Here is a 20693-nt window from a genome sequence, read left to right as displayed (position 1 = left end):
GAGGACTTTAGTCCTTCCAGGTTTGTAGTGAGGACTTTAGTCCTTCCAGGTTTGTAGTGAGGACTTTAGTCCTTCCAGGTTTGTAGTGAGGACTTTAGTCCTTCCATCTGAGTTTTAAATGATAGGTGTGCAGTCAGAACTAAAGTCCTTAAATCTGAGTTTTGAAGGACTAAAGTCCTTACTACGAACCTTTTTTGATGACAATTTCAATCATCAAAGATATCTAATTGTTGGCCCTCAGACTCTTGTTTCCCTTCTTTTTTAACACCCTTCCGCAGCCCGATCGCAATTTTGCTGTGTTTCTCAATCTGCTTCATCACCTGTCTCGCCCTATCAATCACCGACGGCGGTAAACCAGCTAACCTCCCCGCTTCAATTCCGTAGGATTTGTCAGCACCTCCGGGGTGAACTTCGTGCAAAAATACGATTTGATCCGGCAATTCCTTCACCGTCACCTGATAATTTGCGACATTATCCAAAATAGAAGCTAACTCGTTCAACTCGTGATAGTGAGTCGCAAAAATCGTCCGCGCCCGAATCTCGCTGGCTAAGTATTCTGCTACAGACCAAGCAATCGAAAGTCCGTCAAACGTCGCCGTTCCCCTACCAATTTCATCCAACAATACCAATGATTTCGGCGTGGCGTGATTGAGAATATTCGCAGTTTCGTTCATTTCTACCATAAACGTAGACTGACCGGTTGCTAGATCGTCCACGGCGCCGACACGGGTAAAAATGCGATCGCAAATTCCCAAAGTTGCAGCCTTCGCCGGGACAAAACTGCCCATCTGCGCCATTAACTGGATTAAACCCACCTGTCGCAAATAACAACTCTTGCCGCTAGCATTCGGGCCGGTTAAAATAATTAAATCTGGGCGACTTAGCGCTGCTTCCCGACCCAAAAAAGCCGAATTCGGGACAAAAAATCCCGGCGGTAAAGACTTTTCCACCACCGGATGACAACCTTCAATAATTTTAATTTCCCGACTTTCAACCATCGTCGGGCGACAGTAATCTTGATAAACTGCTACTTCCGCCAAACCGCACAAAATATCCGCCGCCGCCACCGCGCGGGAAACGTTGCGAATAATTTCGGCGTGCTCTCCTACCTGCGATCGCAATTTCGCAAAAATATCGTACTCCAACTGATTCAAATCTTCGCGCGCCGTCAGAATTCGCACTTCTCTTTCTTTTAATTCTTCAGTGCTGTAGCGTTCTTCATTGGTAAGAGTTTGCTTGCGGGTGTAGTCGTTCGGTACTTGGTCAACTTTCGATTTGGTAATGCTGATGTAATAGCCGAAAGCTTTATTGTAGCCGACTTTTAAATTAGAAATCCCGGTGCGTTTTCTTTCATTTGCTTCTAAATTGGCAATCCATTCTTGGTCGCCTGATGCAGTTTGGCGCATCTCATCAAGCATCGGATTGATGCCCGATCGAATCAAACCTCCTTCTTTTAAATGAATTGGCGGTTCGTCAACTAAATAAGCGTGAATTTGAGTTGCTAATTCCTCTAAAATCGGCGGGACATTTTGCAGGGCTTTTAAATAAGGCGAGATTCCTTCAGTGGCGATCGCCGCCAATTGCGGCAATTTCGAGAGAGAATCGGCTAAAGCGACCAAATCTCGGGCGCTAGCGGTTCCAGAACCGGCGCGCCCCGTGAGTCTTTCGATGTCGTAAATTTGGCGCAGCAACTGCTGCAAATCTTGGCGCAGGGGATTGTTTTCTACTAATTCTTGAATCGTGTCGTGGCGGGCGCAAATACCTTTAATGCTGAGCAAAGGTTGCAGCAACCAGCGGCGCAAAGCACGGCCTCCCATGGCGGTGCTGGTTTTGTCGATCGCCCACAGCAGCGAACCGTGAAATACGCCATCTCTGACGGTTTGAGTTATTTCGAGATTGCGGCGGGTTTGGTAGTCGAGGATCAGAAAATCGGTGATAGTGTAAGTGTGCAATCTTTGCAAAGCAACTGCTTTTTCTTTTTGAGTTTCTTCGAGATATTGCAGCAAACCTCCGGCGGCGCGCACTGCGAGGGTAAGGTGGGCGCATCCCAGTCCTTCGAGCGATCGCACTTTGAACTTTTGCAGGATGCGCTGTTTGGCTTCGGACAAAGTAAACGGGATTTGCGATCGCAAAGAATAGCAAAACGAATTCGGCAAACAATCGGGTAAATGCTCGGATTTCTCTCCCGGCCTCAACATCGTCACCAAATCCGGCGCATTAGTCGGAATTAGCACTTCTGAAGGCTGCAAGCGCAGCAATTCGAGGGTTAATTGTTCTAAACTATCGGCTTGGGTAGTGACGAATTCTCCTGTAGAAATATCAGTATAAGCCAATCCCCAATGTTCGCCAGCGATGACAACTGCTGCTAAAAAGTTATTCTGTCGGGGTTTGAGCATTCCGTCATCAGTCAAAGTTCCGGGAGTGAGAATGCGGGTAATTTCGCGCTTGACTTGGCGGCCTTCTTTTGCTGCGATCGAGGCATCTTCAACTTGGTCGCAAACTACTACAGCATAGCCTTTTTCTACTAATTGAGAAGTATAGCGATCGAGGGCGTGGTGCGGTACTCCTGTCATCGGCACTCTACCGATTTCTTTGCCACTTTCTTTGCTCGTACAAACCAGTTCTAATTCCCGCGAAATAGTCACGGCATCTTGAAAAAAACACTCAAAGAAATCTCCGACTCGAAATAATAAAAGTGCGTGGGGATACTGTTCTTTCACTTCCACATACCGCTGCATCATCGGCGTCAGCTTGGTGAATTCTAGTAAGCGGTGGTCGGCATTGCGGATGTTGGCTTGATTGGGATCTGTTGGGGTAGATGCAGTGTAAGGCATAAAAGGCGATCGATAAATTTTTATCTTTAACAACTTTAGCGCAAGCTCGGCTTTTAGCTATAGCTAATGATACAATTTTTGACGATTAATCCTCCTCCAGCAGGGTGCGCGATTCTCCAGATGCGGCCGCCGTTATATGGTTCGTAGTGCGGACTTCAGTCCGCATCCGGAGAGCGGACTGAAGTCCGCACTACGAACCCGATCGCCAAAAACAACCTCAGCCATGCCGCTCTTACCTGTTAACTGTTAACAGAAGAACCCGAAAGCTTCTGCAATTTATTCGCGTTTTTGTCAAGCTTGTTTGTAATTTAAAACAGCCGAAAGATAGATTTATAAATTATACCTCGGATAGAGAACTGCCAGATTTTATATGCTTAAAATTAAAACATCCAGCCGAGTGATTTAGCTGCGGAGTAAATTTAAGATTAAGAACCAAAATCTGCTAGTAGTTAACTAGAGGAGAAACAAATAATGAAAGCTCTTTGCTGGCACGGAGCAAATGACGTGCGAGTTGATAATGTACCCGACCCAACAATTATCAATCCGCGCGACGCCATTGTTAAAATAACGTCTACAGCAATCTGCGGCTCAGATTTGCACCTCTACAACGGCTTCATCCCGACCATGCAATCGGGCGACATTATGGGCCACGAATTCATGGGGGAAGTCGTCGAACTCGGCAGCCAAGTCAAGAACTTAAAAAAGGGCGATCGCGTTGTCATTCCTTTTACTATTTCTTGCGGCAGTTGCTTTTTTTGCAATCAAGATTTGTGGTCTCTGTGCGACAATTCCAACCCGAATGCAGGCTTAGCCGAAAAAATGTTCGGTCATTCGCCGGCGGGACTGTTTGGCTACTCGCATTTAACGGGCGGTTATGCAGGCGGTCAAGCAGAATACGTGCGGGTTCCCTTTGCAGATGTCGGCCCTTTGAAAATTCCTGACGGACTTTCTGACGAGCAAGTATTGTTCCTCACTGATATCTTTCCGACTGGTTACATGGCGGCGGAAAACTGCGACATTAAACCGGGGGATACTGTTGCTGTTTGGGGATGCGGGCCTGTCGGACAGTTTGCAATCAGAAGCGCGTTTATGTTGGGCGCCGATCGAGTAATTGCGATCGATCGCATACCCGAACGCTTGCAAATGGCGGCCGCGGCGAAAGCTGAAATCATTAATTACGAAGAAATGGACGCCGGGGAAGCTGTCACCGAAATGACGGGGGGACGCGGGCCTGACGCCTGTATCGACGCGGTGGGAATGGAAGCCCACGGTACCGGCCTCGATGCTTTGTACGACAAAGCTAAGCAAGCTGTGCGCCTGGAGAGCGATCGGCCTACGGCCCTGCGACAAGTGATTCTCGCCTGTCGCAAAGGCGGTACGGTGTCAATTCCCGGCGTTTACGGCGGTTTTGTGGACAAGGTGCCCTTAGGTGCAGCTTTCAACAAAGGTTTGACTCTGAAAATGGGACAGACGCACGTTCACCGCTATTTGCGCCCTTTGCTCGATCGCGTGCAAAAAGGCGAAATTGACCCGTCATTCGTGATTACCCACCGCATGAAATTGGATGAAGCGCCCGACGCTTACGAGATTTTCAAGCACAAAAAAGACAACTGCATCAAAGTTGTTCTCAAACCCTAACTCACCATTAATTCACAAGGAGAAACTATGCTTTTACAAGAAAAAGAATCCGGCGATTTGATAGAAATTATCGACATCGAGACTTTAGTCAGCCCAACAAAAACAGAGGTGGCGGGCAAAAATCAAGCAGGTCAAGAGGAGCAAGAGCCGGCTACTTTTGAAAAGGATAAATTGGTTTTTCCCTCAGGGGAAGTTCTGCCGCGTTGCTGGACTGAGGAAAATTATAAAACTCAAGGTTCGTAGTAGGGACTTCAGTCCCCGATTGACTCATTAAGTAATTAAGGACTAAAGTCCTTACTACAAACTTAAGAGAGGACTAAAGTCCTTACTACAAACTTAAGAGAGGACTAAAGTCCTTACTACAAACCTAAGAGAGGACTAAAGTCCTTACTACAAACTTAAGAGAGGACTAAAGTCCTTACTACAAACTTAAGAGAGGACTAAAGTCCTTACTACAAACCTAAGAGAGGACTAAAGTCCTTACTACAAACTTAAGAGAGGACTAAAGTCCTTACTACAAACCTTAGGTTCGTAGTGGGGACTTTAGTCCCGAATTTGCTAATTAATTATTTAAGGACTGAAGTCCGAACGATCAAACCATATTTTTGCAACAATTCTCATCAATAACAGCAAATAACTTATGAATTTGCAAGCAGTAATTCTCGATGTTGACGGTACTCTCGTACTCAGCAATGACGCCCACGCTCAAGCTTGGGTAGAGGCATTTGCTGCTTGCGGATACGACGTACCTTTTGAGAAAGTTCGCCCGCTAATTGGTATGGGAGGCGACCAACTTATACCCAAAATGGTATCGGGACTTTCTGACAAAGCAGGCGACGGGAAAAAGATTGCACAGCGGCGCAAAGAATTGATTATTAATCGCTTTGTTCCCGAGCTTTCTCCAGCCCCTGGTTCGCGGAAATTGCTGTTAAAAATGCAGCAAGAAGGATTGCGGCTGATTATTGCTACTTCAGCTACCAGCGAAGAACTTTCTGGTTTGCTGAAAGCCGCAGAAGCTGACGATTTATTGGATGAAGCAACAACATCTAGCGATGCGGAAGCTTCTAAGCCGGAACCGGATATTGTGGAAGCTGCTTTGAGCAAATTGCAGGTGGAAGCGAGTCAGGCTGTGATGTTAGCTGATACTCCTTACGATATCGAAGCTGCGAGCAAGTGCGGCGTGCCGGTAATTGCTTTTCGCTGCGGAGGTTTTGATGATGCTTCGCTTACAGGTGCTGCGGAAATTTACGATCACCCCGCTGACTTATTGGCGCAGTATCAAGATTCTATGTTAGGGAAAAAGGAATTGGTAGCTCGTTGATAAAATACGGGCGATCGATGAACAGGGATAGCTTCGCTCATAGCTAGGACGGGCTAGAAGCCCATCCCACAATTTTTTCTTGTGGGATGGGCTTTGAGCAGCGTCCTAACATTTGATTAAAAGAACTGAGGTCAGAAATCTACAATCCATTCTACCTCATGCGCTTCGGTGATATCTGGAATATCCAGCCGATTAGCCAATCGTTGAATTACCGCTTCTGGTACTGCTGCTGCGCGCGATCGATTCCGCCGCAATATTTCCTCCAGGGGAACTTCGAGGTAAACAATCCGAATTCGCGCTTGATAACCTGCAAAAAAATTAATTAATTGCTGGCGCATTTGTTTGGTCGTATTGGTAGCATTCCACACAAAAGAACGTCCCAATTTCATGTATTCCCGCGCTCGATTTTTAGCTTCCACGATTACTTCTCCGGGAGTTTCATCGGGAGGAACGTTCATCTCTTTTCGCAGCGCGTCCAAGGAAATAACAGGCCAATTGGGCAGATTTTCTTTAATCCAATAATCTTTACCGCTTCCAGGCAATCCCGACATCAAAACAACTTCGCATCTAGTATCATCAAATGCTTTATAATCGGGGTTGCCGTTCTCTTTGCGGAAATAGATAAATCGGCTGTGTGCTGAGGGGAATTGTCGCGGAGAATCCAAACAATTATTTTCTTGACAAAACTCCCGAAATAGTTCTATTTTATCCAGAATTTCTTGTCTGTCAGCACACTCTCGCCCGCGCACGTCTGCTTCTGCTAAAAGTGCGAGGAAATCGCAGCGGACAACTTGACTGGCTTTAATTACAGACTGCTGCGGGTTGGGTTTGTCCAGCAGCCAGATGGGTAAACTGCCAAATTGGACGATCGCGCAAACAGTCTCTCGAATGCTAAACTGCACCGGCGGGTCAAATTGAGCTAAAATTTGTCTGACCATCCTCGCACCTTGACGGGCGTGACCTTTCGAGCTAATCCTGCCATTTTCTTCTATCTTTGTAAAAGCAGGTTTTGCGACATCGTGGAGCAAAGCCGCAGCAAAAAGCATTGAACGTTCTGGCGCGGGAATCTGCCGCCAATTGAGGGAAGATATTAAGGCTTCGCAGACCATTTTGGTATGAATTAAAACATCACCTTCAGCGTGATAAATCGGGTCTTGCTGGCATCCTTCTAAGTTTTGAATCCAATCAAAATAATTGTAAATGTTCTCCCAATCCAAGAACCAATCGGGCGGTTCCGGACAAAAAGGAAAAGTCCAAGTTGCAGATTGTGATAATAAAGTAGTCACGGTTTCACCTGTTTGTTAATAACGCAATTTATTCGTCCGCAGAGGCGGACATTGTTTGTGTAGAAGCAGTTTCAACCGCAGACTCTTAGCTAAAATTAAATAAATCAGCACCCGGACGCAAAATATTCGGTACAATCGGGCGATTCAGCCAATGTCCCTCCGCATTTTTAATCGCAGTCAAAAAGCTAGCGCGCACGTACTTGTAACGCGCCTTGACAATTCCATCTGCTTCGACTTTAATATACAGACCCTCCATGCGATCGCTATTATCAGTCTCCTTCAAACACCGCTCTTCATCCAATCCCAATTCCCGGCATTGCAAGCGCAACCGCTCCAAATGTCCAGGTTGAATAAAATTAGATTTATCCATCAACTGCATCATGTGCTTGGGCGATTTGACTACTCCAGAAAACAGAACAGGAACTGACACTAACGGCAATCCGCTTAACAATTTGCGGCGGGCTTCTGTACTCAAAAAATGACTTTTTTCTAAGTCCAGCACGTCATATTCCATGAAATAGTGCGGCAACAAATCATAAAAAACAGTGTGTTTTGCATAAAGCCATTCGCCGTACAAAATATAACGATTTCCCAGCACTTCTCCCAGGACTCCGCTGAGACTGAACGCCCACTGTTTGAATAAGTTAAAATGTTTTTCTCTGGGGCCGCCGGTGAGATAGTGGCCGCGACTTTGCAGCAGCATTTGTCCGTCTGGGGCGAAGCTGATGCCTGTATTGGCGCCGTCTACCTTTTCTTCGATAATTAAAGGGCGATCGCCAATAGCCCTAAATGGCACGCTGTCGAGGTCTTCATCACCCGGCTGGAAACGCGAACCTTCGATGTGATAAGTTCTAGGATATTTAACAATTTCGACCATGGCGCTGTTACCTCATTCCTTTATCTATCATAACAATTCTATTTGAGTTGTTAATTGTATTTTTTTACGAACCGCGAAGACGCAAAGGGCGCGAAGTCATATCGGAGAGAGGTTTGCAAATCATTTCGGAGCGCTATATAATAGATTTATCACAAAGGAGCGTGTATTTTGAAAAGTCAAAGTTTCCAGAGCGTAACCTCAGCGATCGCTGGGATTCTATTAGTAGTCGCGCTGCTCCTGGGCTTCAACTCTTTTGTTGTCATCAATCCAGGTGAAGCAGGGGTTGTCAGCATTTTAGGAAAAGCCACAGATGGAGCATTGTTAGAGGGATTTCACCTCAGACCCCCGCTGATCTCCAAGGTTGATGTGTACGATGTAACAGTCCAAAAATTTGAAGTTCCCGCTCAGAGTGCTACTAAAGACCTTCAGGATTTAAATGCTAGTTTTGCGATCAATTTTCGCCTCGATCCAGCAAAAGTAGTCGATGTCAGAAGGACTCAAGGAACCTTGGAGAATATAGTCTCTAAAATTATTGCTCCGCAGACGCAAGAAGCATTTAAAACAGCGGCTGCACTGAGAACCGCCGAACAATCTATTACTCAAAGAAGCGAACTAAAGCGAGACTTTGATACTGCACTGAAGGAACGGCTGTCAAAGTACGATGTAATCGTCCTTGATACTAGCGTTGTTAACATTAGATTCTCCACAGATTTTGCGAAAGCAGTTGAGGAGAAACAGGTTGCTGAACAGCGGGCGCAAAGGGCAGTCTATGTTGCTCAAGAAGCTGAACAACAGGCTCAAGCTGATATTAACCGCGCTCAAGGTAGGGCTGAAGCTCAAAGACTTTTAGCAGAAACTCTGAAGGCTCAAGGCGGCGATTTGGTGCTGCAAAAAGAGGCGATCGAAGCTTGGAGAAGCGGAGGCGCTCAGATGCCAAAAGTGCTGGTTATGGGCAGCGGTTCGAGTCGGGTTCCTTTCATTTTTAATATGAACGATATTAAGGAAGAACCCGATCGCCCAAAAGCGATCGACAATTAAAATAGCACTTACCCTCTGAACCCTTGTTTCTGGGAAAATGTTGGCTTTGCTAACCACAAATCTCGCCAGAAACCGGGTTTGCTCAGAAAGCCGGCCCAAGTCCTATGAGATTTGCCGGAGTATGCTACACTTCTGAAAGTCAAAATATAGTGACAGCTTGCAACCTGTCGCTATTAAACCAAAGTCCGCAATTAACACGCAGACAGCACACTCATTTTAGGAAGCAAGGAGAAATCATGACCCGCGCTATTATGGAAACCGACAAGGGTACAATCAATTTGGAACTGTTCGATGCGGATGCGCCGAATACAGTAAAGAATTTTGTTGAATTGGCGGAAAAAGGTTTTTACGACGGACTATCGTTTCACCGAGTCATTCCTAACTTTATGATTCAAGGCGGCTGTCCAAAAGGCACGGGAAGTGGCGGCCCCGGCTACAAAATCAAGTGTGAAATCAACTCGAACAAACATTTGGCAGGAACTTTATCGATGGCTCACGCAGGCCGCGATACGGGTGGTAGCCAATTCTTTATTTGCCATTCTCCCCAGTCTCATTTAGACGGAGTTCACACAACTTTTGGCAAAACTGAAGATATGTCTGTCGTGAATGCGATCCGCCAAGGCGACAAGATTATTTCGCTGAAAATCGAGCATTAATTTTCAGTAATTAGTGGCGTTTGTAGTAAGGACTTTAGTCCTTATTGCAAACATAATACTAAATTAAATAGGCTCTTAATTACTGGTTATCCTAAATAAGCCTGTAAACGACGCTGAAACCTTTACGGTAAAAAGCGTAGTCGTTATGCTTACGGTTAGAGGCCCTCGCAGCGACCCACGGCTAGAAGCCTTAATTTTACAGGCAAGTTATGATGCTAATTAAAAAATCAGCATAAAAGGTACTGAAAAGCAATTAAACTATATATAAAATAAGTTATAGCGGTTCTCAAGCGTGGTGAGGATAGCCCTATGCCCTATGCCCTATGCCCTATGCCCTATGCCCTATGCCCTATGCCCTATGCCCGTCAAGTACCTCATCTTTCTGAGAAAGGCTATATATATAACTGGCATTTAAGATGGTTGGGCGATTGATTCGCGATCGACATTACTGGGATGAACCCGGTTAGTAAATTTATGTAAAAAACCTACGGCGCCTAAGCAAACTGATGATATAAAAGATATATATTTCAGACTGCCAAGGAAAAAAGTACAATTAACATGATTAATAGAGGTTTAAGAAAAGTAGCAAGAGAAGCTTCGCTGCTGCAATCGGGTTTATCTTTCAATTGGAGAATGTTTCAACATATCAAAAAAATACCTGCACTTAGTGCGACAAATCAGTGTATTGTCGATGCTCTCAGGAAGGAAGGGGCTTTTATTACTTCTCTAGAAGCTTTGTCATTACCAATGAATGAAAAACTTTTGGATGCCGTCGAGGCGATCTTACCTAATAATCCAAAAGCTCCTGCTTTTCCCGATCAATACGTTTACCATGTTAATTCAGCAAAAATTATAGAAAATTCCGAAATTTTTGCGTGGGGTCTTCAAGCTCGGTTGCTCGACATTGCTGAAAATTATCTTGAAGTTCCCGTTGCTTACCGCGGCTTATTTTTTCAGAAAGATTTTGCGAACGAACAGCAGGTATATACAAGATTGTGGCATAAAGACCCGGAAGATCACCGACTTCTCAAAATAGCTGTTTACTTGAATGATGTGAATGCTGAAAGCGGCCCGTTTGAATATATTCCAAAGCATTTCAATTCTCAATTAAGCTCTCTCAAAGGCAAACTTTTATTTTCTGATGCAGAAGTAGCGGAAGTTTTAGATCCATCAAATTGGGCTTCATGTACGGGCTCAGCAGGTACTGTGATTTTCTTCGACTCTCACCATGTTTTCCATCGTGGTAAGATGCCTCTCAAGTCAAACCGAGACGCCATATTTTTTAACTATCACTCCAGAGAACCGATCAAAGTGTTTTCAGATCACTGGAATGCTCCTTTTTCGCCAGATGAGTTGCTTGTGCTTTCAAAAACTCTTTCTCCACGCCAAAAAGAATGCGTTTTCTGGTGGGAAAATGGTTCGCAGTCATTCCAGCCGAAGTTGATGTCTAGGTAAAATATTGAATCAAGGTAAGGCGAAGGGAATGCTATCGGCCAAGGCGACAAAATTCTTTCCCTTCGCTTTGATGAAAATCTCTGAAAAAATAGCGTTCAACTAAAACATACATAGTAGACTTGAATTGCCTAAATCTTTGATTAATACCAAATCCGGGTTAAATATCCCCTCGATCTTTCGGCGGTTGAAACCGCTTCTAGACAAACAAAGTCGGCAGTAATGCCGACTGAAGAAACGGGGTCCCAAACCCGGATTTGGTATAATACGTCAACCGTAAATTCAATGCAGATCGACGTAGATAAACGCAGATGCATTTCAAGAATTGAGAGCGAATGAATGCAATCTTGTCTAGTGTATAAGTTGCCAAAACTCCTTTTTGTAAATTCCTGTTCCATGCGCTCAAAATAGTTGATATTTACTAGAGATATAGGCTTTCTCAGAAAGATGAGGTACTTGACGGCCAAACCGGGCATAGGGCATAGGGCATAGGGCATGGGCAAAACAGGGCTATGGGCTATCCTCACTTTTTTGAGAACCGCTATACTCAATACAATTCATACTTGAGCAAAGTACAGGGAATCGAGCCATTAAAAACCGGAATTCGCTTCGATGTCCTGAGTCCAACCTGTTTTCCCAACTCCTTATTCCCCGTCAAAATAAATGCATTCCAACCTTTAAAACGCTGCTTGAAAATATCGCCCAACATCTTGTACAAATCTCCCAATTCGCTAGCATCTCCCAGGCGCTCTCCGTAGGGAGGATTGCAAATCAGCACGCCTCTATCTGTCGGTGCTTCCAACTCGGATAATTCGGTACGAGCAAACTTGATTTTACCAGCAATACCTGCTTGCTGGGCGTTGGTGCGAGCTTGATCTAACATATCAGAATCGCGATCGCACCCAGCGACCATTTCAGGAAGCTCAGCCAATTCGCTGTTTTCAGCTTCGGCCCACAATGAATCCCACAAAGGCTCGTCAAAATCGCGCCAACTCATAAATCCAAATTTTTCGCGAAACAATCCAGGCGCAATGTTTAAGGCTTTTAAACTCGCTTCCAAAGGCAAAGTTCCGGAACCGCACATCGGGTCTAAAAACGGTAAATCTGGCGTCCATTCTGCCATCTCTAATAGGGCAGCAGCGAGGGTTTCTTTGAGCGGAGCTAAGCCCATTGCTGGGCGATATCCCCGCCTGTGCAAACTGCCGCCGGAACTGTCTAAACTTAAAATAGCCTGGTCTCGATGGATGTGAAGGTTAATTAGTAAGTCGGGATTTTCGACATCAACATTGGAACGCTTGTTAAATTGGTGGCGCTGTTGGTCGGCGATCGCATTTTTGACCTGTAAAGCTGTAAAGTGAGTGTGATTTAACTTGTCGTTCCCGCCGGTGCAGTTGACTGCTAATGTATTTTCAGGATCTAAGTATTCGTCCCAAGGGATTTTCTGGACTTCGCGGTAAAGCTTATCTGAGTCGTAACAGCGGAATTCGGCTATGGGAACTAGGACTCGAAAGATTGTTCTCGACCAGAGATTTACGCGGTACAATAAAGCGCGATCGCCCGCAAAGTAAACTCCTGTAAAATCGGGCTTGACATCCTGCGCCCCTAAACGTTCTAATTCTTGGGCGGCAATGGTTTCTAAACCGCGCGCTACTGTGGCAAAATATTGATTCATTGGTCATGGGGCATGGGGCATGGGGCATGGGGCATGGGGCATGGGGCATGGGGCATGGGGCATGGGGCATTGGTCATGGGGCATGGGGCATGGGGCATGGGGCATGGGGCATGGGCCAAACAGGTCATTGGTCATTAGTCAGTAGTCATTAGTCATTAGTGAAGAAGGAAGAGGGAAGAAATAGCTATGTGTGTATTCGTGACTTGTGGATTGTGAAGACAGGTGGTTGGGGGTTGGGAATGGGTTTTTCTCGATCGCCCTCATGATACCAGTTTTAAACAAGAATGGAACTGCCTTCCTAAACTCACAGAGGGTGCACCGCCACGCAGCGCACCCCTGCAAATTACAAACTGTCAGTAACACTGCTGAAATTAAAAGCTTTGACGCGCACTCCGGGCACGACACTACCGCCGTAACGTTTCACCTCGCTAACTGCATCCACATCCCGCAACATATCAGGTAAAACTTGATTGAAACGGAAATTTTTAATCGGGTAAGCAATCTTACCATTTTCAATCCAGAAAGTACCGTCGCGAGTCATTCCCGTTACTTCCGATGTTTTCGGATTCACGTAGTTGACATACCAAGCGCGACTGACGAAAATTCCGCGTTCGGTTTGAGCGATTAAATCTGCTAAACTTTGCTCGGAACCTGTCATCACGATCGGGTAATAAGCACCTTTCGCTTCTTTGCCTTTTTGGGCAGCCCAGTAGCGGGAATAAGATAAACTTTGAGGAATGCCATTTTTGATGATTTCCAAATAGCTATTGCTCAATCCGTCGCCGAAAAAAGTATTCGATCGCAATAAAGGATGACTCGGATCGCGCTGTACCTGCACCAACGGGCTGAAAAGTTGTTCCCCAGCCAGGTTTCCAGCGGGTTTTCCCGACTCATCTGCGATCGACATAAACGATCGCCCTTCATCCGCCGCCCGCGCATCCATTCCCCAAACAATCCAGGGTAGCAAATCCGCAAACGCAGCGCCATCAAAGATTACAGGATACACGCCCGGAGTGATGGGGCGGGGGTTGCGGGAGGCTTTGGCGCGATCGACAACTTGTGCTGCTAATGCCGCTACTTGTAGTTGATTGATACCCCAAGCCGTGCTTTCCGTCCAGCTAGAACCGTCTCCGATGCGGGCTGTAAAGCCGAAATTCGCCTCTGTAGACTGGTTGCAGGCGCGGAGTCCGGTTGACGAGGCGATCGCGTACAACGACGCCTCAGCGCTCAAAGTACCGGAAGCGTTAGCACCTTCCCGGGAGGCGATCGCACAGGCTTGCCGCACCATCTCAGCGCGGGCTAGAGGCGATACAGCGGCCGTTGCTTCATCAAACGCGGGCGTGGGTAAATCGTAGGTTTGAGGGGGCAGCAAGGGCATCCATTCGGGGTCTGCGGGGGCAATTTGAGCTAGTTCTTGCGATCGTTTGATGGTTTGGGCGATCGTATCTTCATCAAATTCGGTAACAGATGCAGAGGCGCTTTTGTTGCCGAAATAGCTAGTAATGTTGAGGCTAAATACAGTCTTGCTAATATTTTGGCTGATTTGATTTTCCGAGAAACGGGAAAGAGATTCTTCACCAGTAGAGAGACTGACAAATACTGCTTCCGCCGATGATTGTTTAACAGTTGACTCTAGCAAAGATAATGCTCGGTCTTCGCTTAATATTGAGGGGGATGTTGTTGCAGTCATAATTTATAAGTTGGATGGTAATTTGTAACCGCAGATATCAGGCAGATTGACGCAGTATCTGTAGGGTGTGGATTCATCGACAATCTCTAAAAAACCGCTAAAATCTCATAGCGACGCACCTTATGTCATGCCATAAACAAGCTTGCTACAATCTTTTTTGGGGTTTGTGTATTCCACCCAATGTGTAAGGTGCGTCGCTATCAGATTGTAGGTTAAATTTAGGGATTCTTCTCAGGCGACGCACCCTACGAATACTCTCTCTGTGTTCTCTGCGCCCTCTGTGGTTAAATCATTCCGAATTAAGCCCTTCCCCCAATTTGAATATCCCTCACCCGCACCGGTACACAAGCGTGAGTCATTTGAGCAACCTGCATCGGTTCACCTTTTCCGCACATATTAGTACCGCACTGAACCCGTTCGGAAGCAGGCCCGATCGCATCTACTTGATTCCAGAAATCTGTGCTCATTGAATGATAGGTTACATCCTTCAACATACCGACAATTTTACCTTTTTCCACCTTCCAGAAAGCATTACCGCCGAATTGGAAATTGCGCCGCTGTTGGTCAATCGAAAAACTACCAATACCATCAATTAAAATCCCATCTTCCGTATCAGCAATCATCTGATCTAAAGTAGCAGTATGACTGCCGCCATCCGGGCCCGGTTCCAGTCCCAAATTAGGAATTCTCACCATCGGCACGCTAGACCAACTGTCAGCGCAGGCGGAACCGTTGCTGCTAGCACGTCCGAGGCGATAAGCTGTTTCTCTGTCAGTGAGATAATCAACTAAAATCCCATCCTTGACAACGTACCAATCCTGCGATTTTACACCCTCATCATCGTAACCCATTGTACCGCGGCCGTGGGGTTGAGTGCGATCGCACTTAAAGTTTACCCAAGGTGCAGCGTATTGCAACTTATTCAATTTATCAGTAGTAGCAAAACTCGTGCCAGCAAAATTAGACTCGTAGCCGTAAACCCGGTCTAATTCTGTTGGATGTCCGACGGATTCGTGGATTGTCAGAAACAAATTTGTCGGCTTCAGAATCAGGGATTTGCAAATACCAGCCGGAACCTTTGGCGCGCTGACTTTCTCAATCGCTTCGGCCGCAACTCGGGCGACTTGACTCAACAAATCCTCGGGATTGATGTGTTCGTAACCGATATTTAGGGGCGGGCGTTCGTAACTGCGACTTTGGGCATCGCCGCCCGCAATTGCCGTACAGCCAAAACCCGGATAGCTGCGGTAGATTGTTTGTGCGATTAGCGAGCCTTCTGTGGACGCAAAAACCTTGTCCTCGCGGTTAAAGGTCAAAAAAGAATAAGCTTTTTTGATGCCTTGAGAATCGTGGGATAGCAGGCGCTCGTTGATGGTTAGCAGCAGTTCGGCTTTGTCAGCAACGGGTACTGAAAACGGGTCAATTGCGATCGCACTAATGTAGGTATCGACATATTTTTCCACCGGTACTAAGCGCACCGGTTCCTTTTGAGTCAAGCGGCTGCCTTTAGCGATTTCAACAGCCAAAGCGACGATTCTGGCAACCTCTGCGGGCGTTTTGCTGTGACTGGCGGCAAAGCCCCAAGCGCCGTCTAGCAACACTCGCACGCCAAAACCGGAACTTACATTATCGGAGATATTGCTTAAAGATCGATCGCGCGCATACAAACTTTGCCTGCGGTAACTGCAAAAACGCACGTCACCGTACTCGCACCCAGATTTCCGAATCAAATCTACAGCCAAATTTGCCAACTCGTTAGCAGAAACTTTTGCGGTTAACAGTACCATAGTGATGAGTCATTCGTCGTTAGTTATCCATCATTATAGCGCTGTTGAATTTTTTGAACCAACCGCCAAAATCCTGTAGGGGCGGGTTCACCAACAGCTTAAAACGTAAGAGACAGGTTAAATAAACCCGCCCCCACCCACGAACAAACCCCATTGACAACAGCTTAAAACGTAACAGACAGATTAAACAAACCCGCCCCCACCACGAACAAACCCGATTATAACGCTATTTAATTATTCCAACCGCCAAAATCCTGTAGGGGCGGGTTCACCAACAGCTTAAAACGTAACAGACAGGTTAAATAAACCCGCCCCCACCCACGAACAAACCCCATTGACAACAGCTTAAAACCTAACAGACAGATCAAATAAACCCGCCCCCACCCCACGAACAAACCCCATTGACATTGGTGCAAGACATCAGATTAATGGACATTGCCATATCCTAGCTCGAAAAATCCGGGCGAAATCTTCCATCCCCAAATAAAAAAAATCTCGCACCTGAACTAAAACTGCTGGCATTTGTGCTACAACTAAACAAATAAAGAATGTCGAACCTCACACCTCATGGATGAAAACCGCCTCCGATCGCACTTGAACCTGATTCAATCGCTGCTGACTTGTCCGTCTGGCGCAGAAATGGAACTATTGCAAGAGCACTCAGAGTTAATAGACTCAGACTTGATTGAAGTGATGCAGCAAGTGGCGAGTCGGATGGCGGCGGATGGCGAACAAAATGCTGCGGATTTTTTGCAGCAATTGGCGGAGCAAATTAGTCAAGCTTTGGCCGCCGGGGTTCAGGGAGAAAATGCAGAGGGTAATTCTGCTTATCTGCAATTGATTCAACAACTGCTGAGTTGTCCTAGCGGTGAGGAAGCGCAGATATTACAGGATAACTTGGAATTGCTCGATGCTGGGTTTCTGCAAGCTTGCGAGGCGGTAGCGGCAACTTTGGCACAGCAAGGAAACGAGAATAATGCTAATTTTTTGCGGAATCTTGCCACTCAGGTAGGGGAATTCTTGGGGATGCGTGAGGAGGAAGATAGCGATAACTCTGAGGGGGAAAATCCAGAAGAGTATTCAAACTTTATCCTAGAATTATTGCAAGCCGAACAAGATAGCAATAGCGATGTTGCTGTAGTTTACCCCATTCTCAAGCAACGGCAACATCTTCTTAATGCCCGTTTCGCTGAAACTTTACAGCAAGTAGCTAGTAATTTAATTGCAGAACACCCAGAAGGAACTAGAAAGATTCTCGGCGATATTGAAAATTTGAGTATTGATATTAGTAACTTTCCTCTGGGGAGAAGAGCGAATAATATTGAAATTGCGATCGCAGGTTATCAAATAGTTTTAAATAATCGGGAACCGGGAAGCGAAAAATGGGTTCGGACGCAAAATAATCTGGCAATTGCCTACCGTAACAGAATCAGGGGAGAGAAAGCACAGAATATCGAAGTTGCGATCGCATCTTACACCAATGCTTTATCTGTTCTTACCCGCGATGCCTTTCCCGAACAATGGGCTCTGACGCAAAATAATCTGGCAGCAGCCTACAGTGACAGAATCAGGGGAGAGAAAGCCGAGAATATCGAACTGGCGATCGCATCTTACACCAATGCTTTATCCGTTCGTACCCGCGATGCCTTTCCCGAAAATTGGGCAGCGACACAAAATAATCTGGCAACAGCCTACAGAGAAAGAATCAGGGGAGAGAAAGCCGAGAATCTCGAACTGGCGATCGCATCTTACACCAATGCTTTATCCGTTTACACCCCCGATACCTTTCCCGAAGATTGGGCAATGACGCAAAATAATCTGGCAGCAGCCTACAGTAACAGAATCAGGGGAGAGAAAGCCGAGAATATCGAAGTGGCGATTCAGTGTTTCCGACAAGCCTTAGAAGTTCGCACTCCTTCTGCCTTTCCCCTTGACTGTCTCCAAACCGGGTGCAACCTCGGCAACATTGCCTTTGAACTCCAAGACTGGGAAAACGCCACTTACGGCTATGAAAACGCCATCACCGCCGTCGAACAAAGTCGCGCCTGGGCAGCATCCCAACGCAGCAAGCGCCAAATCCTGGAAAATGCCTTGCCCATCTACGAAAAATTGGTACTTGCCAGCATCCACCTAGAACGCTACCACACAGCCCTCCTCACCGTCGAACGCAGCAAATCTCGCACCCTCATCGAACTCCTCGACGACGCCACACTCGAACCCAAAAACAGCACCCCCCAACAAAAACAAAGCCTCCGCCAACTCCGCAACCAAATTGCCTCCCTCCAACAACAACTCGACAGCAACGAACCCACCGACACCACCGACACCGACAGCAACACCGAGGAAAACCGCAGTATTTCCAACAAATTAGAACGTCCTCAAACAGCCACTTCCCCCCTCGAAACCGAACTAAAAAACCGACAACAGCAACTCACCCAACTCCTGACAGAAATCAACGATCCCGACTTCACCCTCACCCAACAAGTCATCCCCCAACTACCCGACTTTACCCAATTTCTCGACAGCGAAACCGCCCTCATCGAGTGGTATCTTCCCCCAAACCCTGAATCTGGTTTTCATGCCTTCATCGTCACCCTCGCCGATGAAGAACCCCCTAAATCCCCCTTACCAAGTGAGACTAAAAATCTTGTCCCCCCCCTTACCAAGGGGGGGCTAGGGGGGGTTCAAACCCAAATTCAACAAGAAGAACCCCCTAAATCCCCCTTGGTAAGGGGGACTTTGAATAATCAAGAAGAACCCCCTAAATCCCCCTTACCAAGTGAGACTCCAAATCTTGTCCCCCCCCTTACCAAGGGGGGGCTAGGGGGGGTTAAAACCCAAATTCAACACCTAGCATTCACCCCCGAAAACCGCCAACAACTCGACACCGACATCGCCACCTACCTCAGCGACTACCGCCAAAAAACCTGGAGTCAAGCCCTCAGCCACCGCCTACCAATCCTGGCGCAATCCCTACACCTCAACCAAGTCCTAGAAAAACTACCTCCAACCATCCAAAAACTCATCCTCATCCCCCACCGGGATTTACATTTGTTACCGCTTCACGCCTTACCCGCCACCCGAAAATTAGCAAACAATCAAACTCAAACAGATTACTTGCTAGAGCTCTACCCCAACGGCGTACAATACGCCCCCAGCAGCCAATTTCTCGACCGACTCCACCAACGCCAACGCCCGCCAACCACTAAAATTTTCCCCTTATTCGCCATCCAAAATCCCACAGAAGACCTGCGCTACACTGAAATTGAAGTAGCAGAGATTTCCCGCCCCTTCAACCCCCACGCGCACATTTTGAAAAACCGCGAAGCCACCAAAATCGCCTTTAACTCCGAAGCAACTCTCACCAAATTAACTGCTTCCTACTACGCCCATTTCTCTTGTCACGGCAGCTTCAACTCCAACAATCCAATGAATTCAGCTTTACTGTTAGCTGGAGATGCAGCACAAACTCCCTTAGTTACCGCCGAACTACCCTCACAAAATCCAGAGGAAACCGATAAAAATTGCTACCTAACCTTACGCAATGGTAATCGCTTTCGGCTGGAGACTCAATGCTTGACACTCAAAGAAATTTTCGCCACTCTCAACTTACCATACTGTCGCCTAGTCACCCTTTCTGCCTGTGAAACCGGATTAGTAAGTAGCGTTTCCACCGACGAATATATCGGTTTAGCTAGTGGTTTCCTCTATGCCGGTGCGACGAATGTTGTCAGTAGTTTATGGTCAGTCAGTGATTTTTCCACCGCCTTTCTGATGATTCGCTTTTATGAAAATCTCAAACATGAAAACTTGTCAGTTTCTCAAGCCTTACAAGCCGCCCAAAATTGGTTGAGAACCGTTAATCGCGACGATTTTTTAACCTGGTTGAAAAACGATGTCAAAATCGCCGAAGATAGCCTCGACAATCTGGAAATCCTGTTGCGTCGCAATTTTGCCAATCCACCCTTTGCCGATCCTCAATACTGGGCAGCTTTTTGTGCGATTGGTATATAATTTTTGTAAGGGCGGGTTCGCCAACCATCTATCAAACCGACAAACAATTTCATAAACCCGCCCTATCTTCGCCAGTATTTATTAGCACAGATTTTGTAGGGGCGGGTTCGCCAACCATCTATCAAACCGACAAACAATCTGATAAACCCGCCCCATCTTCGCCAGTATTTATTAGCACAGATTTTGTAAGGGCGGGTTCGCCAACCATCTATCAAACCGACAAACAATTTCATAAACCCGCCCGATCTTCGCCAGTATTTATTAGCACAGATTTTGTAAGGGCGGGTTCGCCAACCATCTATCAAACCGACAAACAATCTGATAAACCCGCCCTATCTTCGCCAGTATTTATAGCCTTTCTCAGATAGATGAGGTATAACTGTAAATGGAGTTGTTAGGCGCATACCTTGCTCTGCAACAAATTTAAA

At 46.5% G+C, this 20693-nt stretch carries 15 protein-coding genes; 9 read left to right on the top strand and 6 right to left on the bottom strand.

The genetic code is table 11. The annotated features are described in order from the left end of the window. Window positions 1-206: 206 nt before the first annotated feature. Window positions 207-2834 (bottom strand): DNA mismatch repair protein MutS, encoded by a 2628-nt coding sequence (mutS, locus tag QUB64_RS04795; protein ID WP_333270608.1) that lies wholly within the window; start codon window positions 2832-2834, stop codon window positions 207-209. A 471-nt stretch (window positions 2835-3305) separates the two neighbouring features. On the opposite strand from mutS, the gene QUB64_RS04790 reads away from it, so the two are divergent. The 3 genes from QUB64_RS04790 (at window position 3306) to QUB64_RS04780 (ending at window position 5793) form a co-directional block, all read left to right on the top strand. Next, window positions 3306-4472: a zinc-dependent alcohol dehydrogenase gene (locus tag QUB64_RS04790; protein ID WP_333270369.1), complete on the top strand. Its 1167-nt coding sequence runs from the start codon at window positions 3306-3308 to the stop codon at window positions 4470-4472. A 27-nt stretch (window positions 4473-4499) separates the two neighbouring features. Next, a complete protein-coding gene (locus tag QUB64_RS04785) occupies window positions 4500-4715 on the top strand; it encodes an acetyltransferase (RefSeq protein WP_333270366.1) in 216 nt (71 codons plus the stop codon). A 397-nt stretch (window positions 4716-5112) separates the two neighbouring features. Beyond that, on the top strand, window positions 5113-5793 hold the full coding sequence (locus QUB64_RS04780; protein WP_333270363.1) for an HAD family hydrolase: 681 nt from the start codon (window positions 5113-5115) through the stop codon (window positions 5791-5793). Between the two features lie 131 nt (window positions 5794-5924). Here QUB64_RS04780 and QUB64_RS04775 read toward each other — a convergent pair whose 3' ends face one another. Both QUB64_RS04775 and QUB64_RS04770 read right to left on the bottom strand, forming a co-directional pair. Further along, window positions 5925-7079 carry an AAA family ATPase gene (locus QUB64_RS04775; protein WP_333270361.1) on the bottom strand — a complete coding sequence of 385 codons (1155 nt, stop codon included), beginning with the start codon at window positions 7077-7079 and terminating at the stop codon, window positions 5925-5927. An 85-nt stretch (window positions 7080-7164) separates the two neighbouring features. Then, window positions 7165-7956, bottom strand: coding sequence for an RNA ligase family protein (locus QUB64_RS04770; RefSeq protein ID WP_333270359.1), 792 nt, complete (start codon window positions 7954-7956; stop codon window positions 7165-7167). A gap of 168 nt (window positions 7957-8124) precedes the next feature. Here QUB64_RS04770 and QUB64_RS04765 point away from each other — a divergent pair, with 168 nt between their 5' ends. The 3 genes from QUB64_RS04765 to QUB64_RS04755 all read left to right on the top strand — a co-directional run bounded on the left by QUB64_RS04765 (window position 8125) and on the right by QUB64_RS04755 (window position 11105). Beyond that, a complete protein-coding gene (locus QUB64_RS04765; protein WP_333270356.1) occupies window positions 8125-8994 on the top strand; it encodes a prohibitin family protein in 870 nt (289 codons plus the stop codon). Window positions 8995-9230: 236 nt separating this feature from the next. Beyond that, window positions 9231-9650: a peptidylprolyl isomerase gene (locus tag QUB64_RS04760; protein WP_333270352.1), complete on the top strand. Its 420-nt coding sequence runs from the start codon at window positions 9231-9233 to the stop codon at window positions 9648-9650. Window positions 9651-10208: 558 nt separating this feature from the next. After that, window positions 10209-11105, top strand: coding sequence for a 2OG-Fe(II) oxygenase (locus QUB64_RS04755; RefSeq protein WP_333270349.1), 897 nt, complete (start codon window positions 10209-10211; stop codon window positions 11103-11105). A gap of 544 nt (window positions 11106-11649) precedes the next feature. On the opposite strand, the gene QUB64_RS04750 is transcribed toward QUB64_RS04755, so the two are convergent. Next, window positions 11650-12774, bottom strand: coding sequence for a THUMP domain-containing class I SAM-dependent RNA methyltransferase (locus QUB64_RS04750; protein WP_333270346.1), 1125 nt, complete (start codon window positions 12772-12774; stop codon window positions 11650-11652). On the opposite strand from QUB64_RS04750, the gene QUB64_RS04745 reads away from it, so the two are divergent. Further along, window positions 12766-12912 (top strand): hypothetical protein, encoded by a 147-nt coding sequence (locus QUB64_RS04745; RefSeq protein ID WP_333270342.1) that lies wholly within the window; start codon window positions 12766-12768, stop codon window positions 12910-12912. The genes QUB64_RS04750 and QUB64_RS04745 overlap by 9 nt on opposite strands. Window positions 12913-13117: 205 nt before the next feature. On the opposite strand, the gene QUB64_RS04740 is transcribed toward QUB64_RS04745, so the two are convergent. Beyond that, entirely contained in the window at window positions 13118-14464 is a 1347-nt protein-coding gene (locus tag QUB64_RS04740; protein ID WP_333270340.1) for a TldD/PmbA family protein, read from the bottom strand. Between the two features lie 299 nt (window positions 14465-14763). After that, the gene (locus QUB64_RS04735) at window positions 14764-16251 is read right to left on the bottom strand and encodes a TldD/PmbA family protein (protein WP_333270337.1); all 1488 of its coding nucleotides are present in this window, start codon (window positions 16249-16251) and stop codon (window positions 14764-14766) included. A 567-nt stretch (window positions 16252-16818) separates the two neighbouring features. On the opposite strand from QUB64_RS04735, the gene QUB64_RS04730 reads away from it, so the two are divergent. Beyond that, window positions 16819-20265, top strand: a complete 3447-nt coding sequence (locus tag QUB64_RS04730; protein ID WP_333393973.1) for a CHAT domain-containing protein — start codon at window positions 16819-16821, stop codon at window positions 20263-20265. Further along, complete coding sequence (locus QUB64_RS04725) at window positions 20247-20633, top strand: hypothetical protein (RefSeq protein WP_333270331.1); 387 nt, start codon at window positions 20247-20249, stop codon at window positions 20631-20633. Before QUB64_RS04730 ends, QUB64_RS04725 begins: the two co-directional genes overlap by 19 nt. Window positions 20634-20693 lie beyond the last annotated feature (60 nt).

The organism is Microcoleus sp. Aus8_D2, from assembly GCF_036702665.1.
Taxonomy (GTDB): Bacteria; Cyanobacteriota; Cyanobacteriia; order Cyanobacteriales; family Microcoleaceae; genus Microcoleus.
The sequence above is the reverse complement of the archived record's forward strand: the minus strand, read 5'-3'. Positions and strand labels throughout refer to the sequence as shown.

What these genes read in the sequence shown, in the direction of transcription:
- QUB64_RS04755 (WP_333270349.1), top strand. Translation starts at nt 10,209, where the DNA reads ATGATTAATAGAGGTTTAAGAAAAGTAGCAAGAGAAGCTTCGCTGCTG.
- QUB64_RS04750 (WP_333270346.1), bottom strand. Translation starts at nt 12,774, where the DNA reads ATGAATCAATATTTTGCCACAGTAGCGCGCGGTTTAGAAACCATTGCC.
- QUB64_RS04770 (WP_333270359.1), bottom strand. Translation starts at nt 7,956, where the DNA reads ATGGTCGAAATTGTTAAATATCCTAGAACTTATCACATCGAAGGTTCG.
- QUB64_RS04740 (WP_333270340.1), bottom strand. Translation starts at nt 14,464, where the DNA reads ATGACTGCAACAACATCCCCCTCAATATTAAGCGAAGACCGAGCATTA.
- mutS (WP_333270608.1), bottom strand. Translation starts at nt 2,834, where the DNA reads ATGCCTTACACTGCATCTACCCCAACAGATCCCAATCAAGCCAACATC.
- QUB64_RS04730 (WP_333393973.1), top strand. Translation starts at nt 16,819, where the DNA reads ATGGATGAAAACCGCCTCCGATCGCACTTGAACCTGATTCAATCGCTG.
- QUB64_RS04735 (WP_333270337.1), bottom strand. Translation starts at nt 16,251, where the DNA reads ATGGTACTGTTAACCGCAAAAGTTTCTGCTAACGAGTTGGCAAATTTG.
- QUB64_RS04780 (WP_333270363.1), top strand. Translation starts at nt 5,113, where the DNA reads ATGAATTTGCAAGCAGTAATTCTCGATGTTGACGGTACTCTCGTACTC.
- QUB64_RS04785 (WP_333270366.1), top strand. Translation starts at nt 4,500, where the DNA reads ATGCTTTTACAAGAAAAAGAATCCGGCGATTTGATAGAAATTATCGAC.
- QUB64_RS04790 (WP_333270369.1), top strand. Translation starts at nt 3,306, where the DNA reads ATGAAAGCTCTTTGCTGGCACGGAGCAAATGACGTGCGAGTTGATAAT.
- QUB64_RS04760 (WP_333270352.1), top strand. Translation starts at nt 9,231, where the DNA reads ATGACCCGCGCTATTATGGAAACCGACAAGGGTACAATCAATTTGGAA.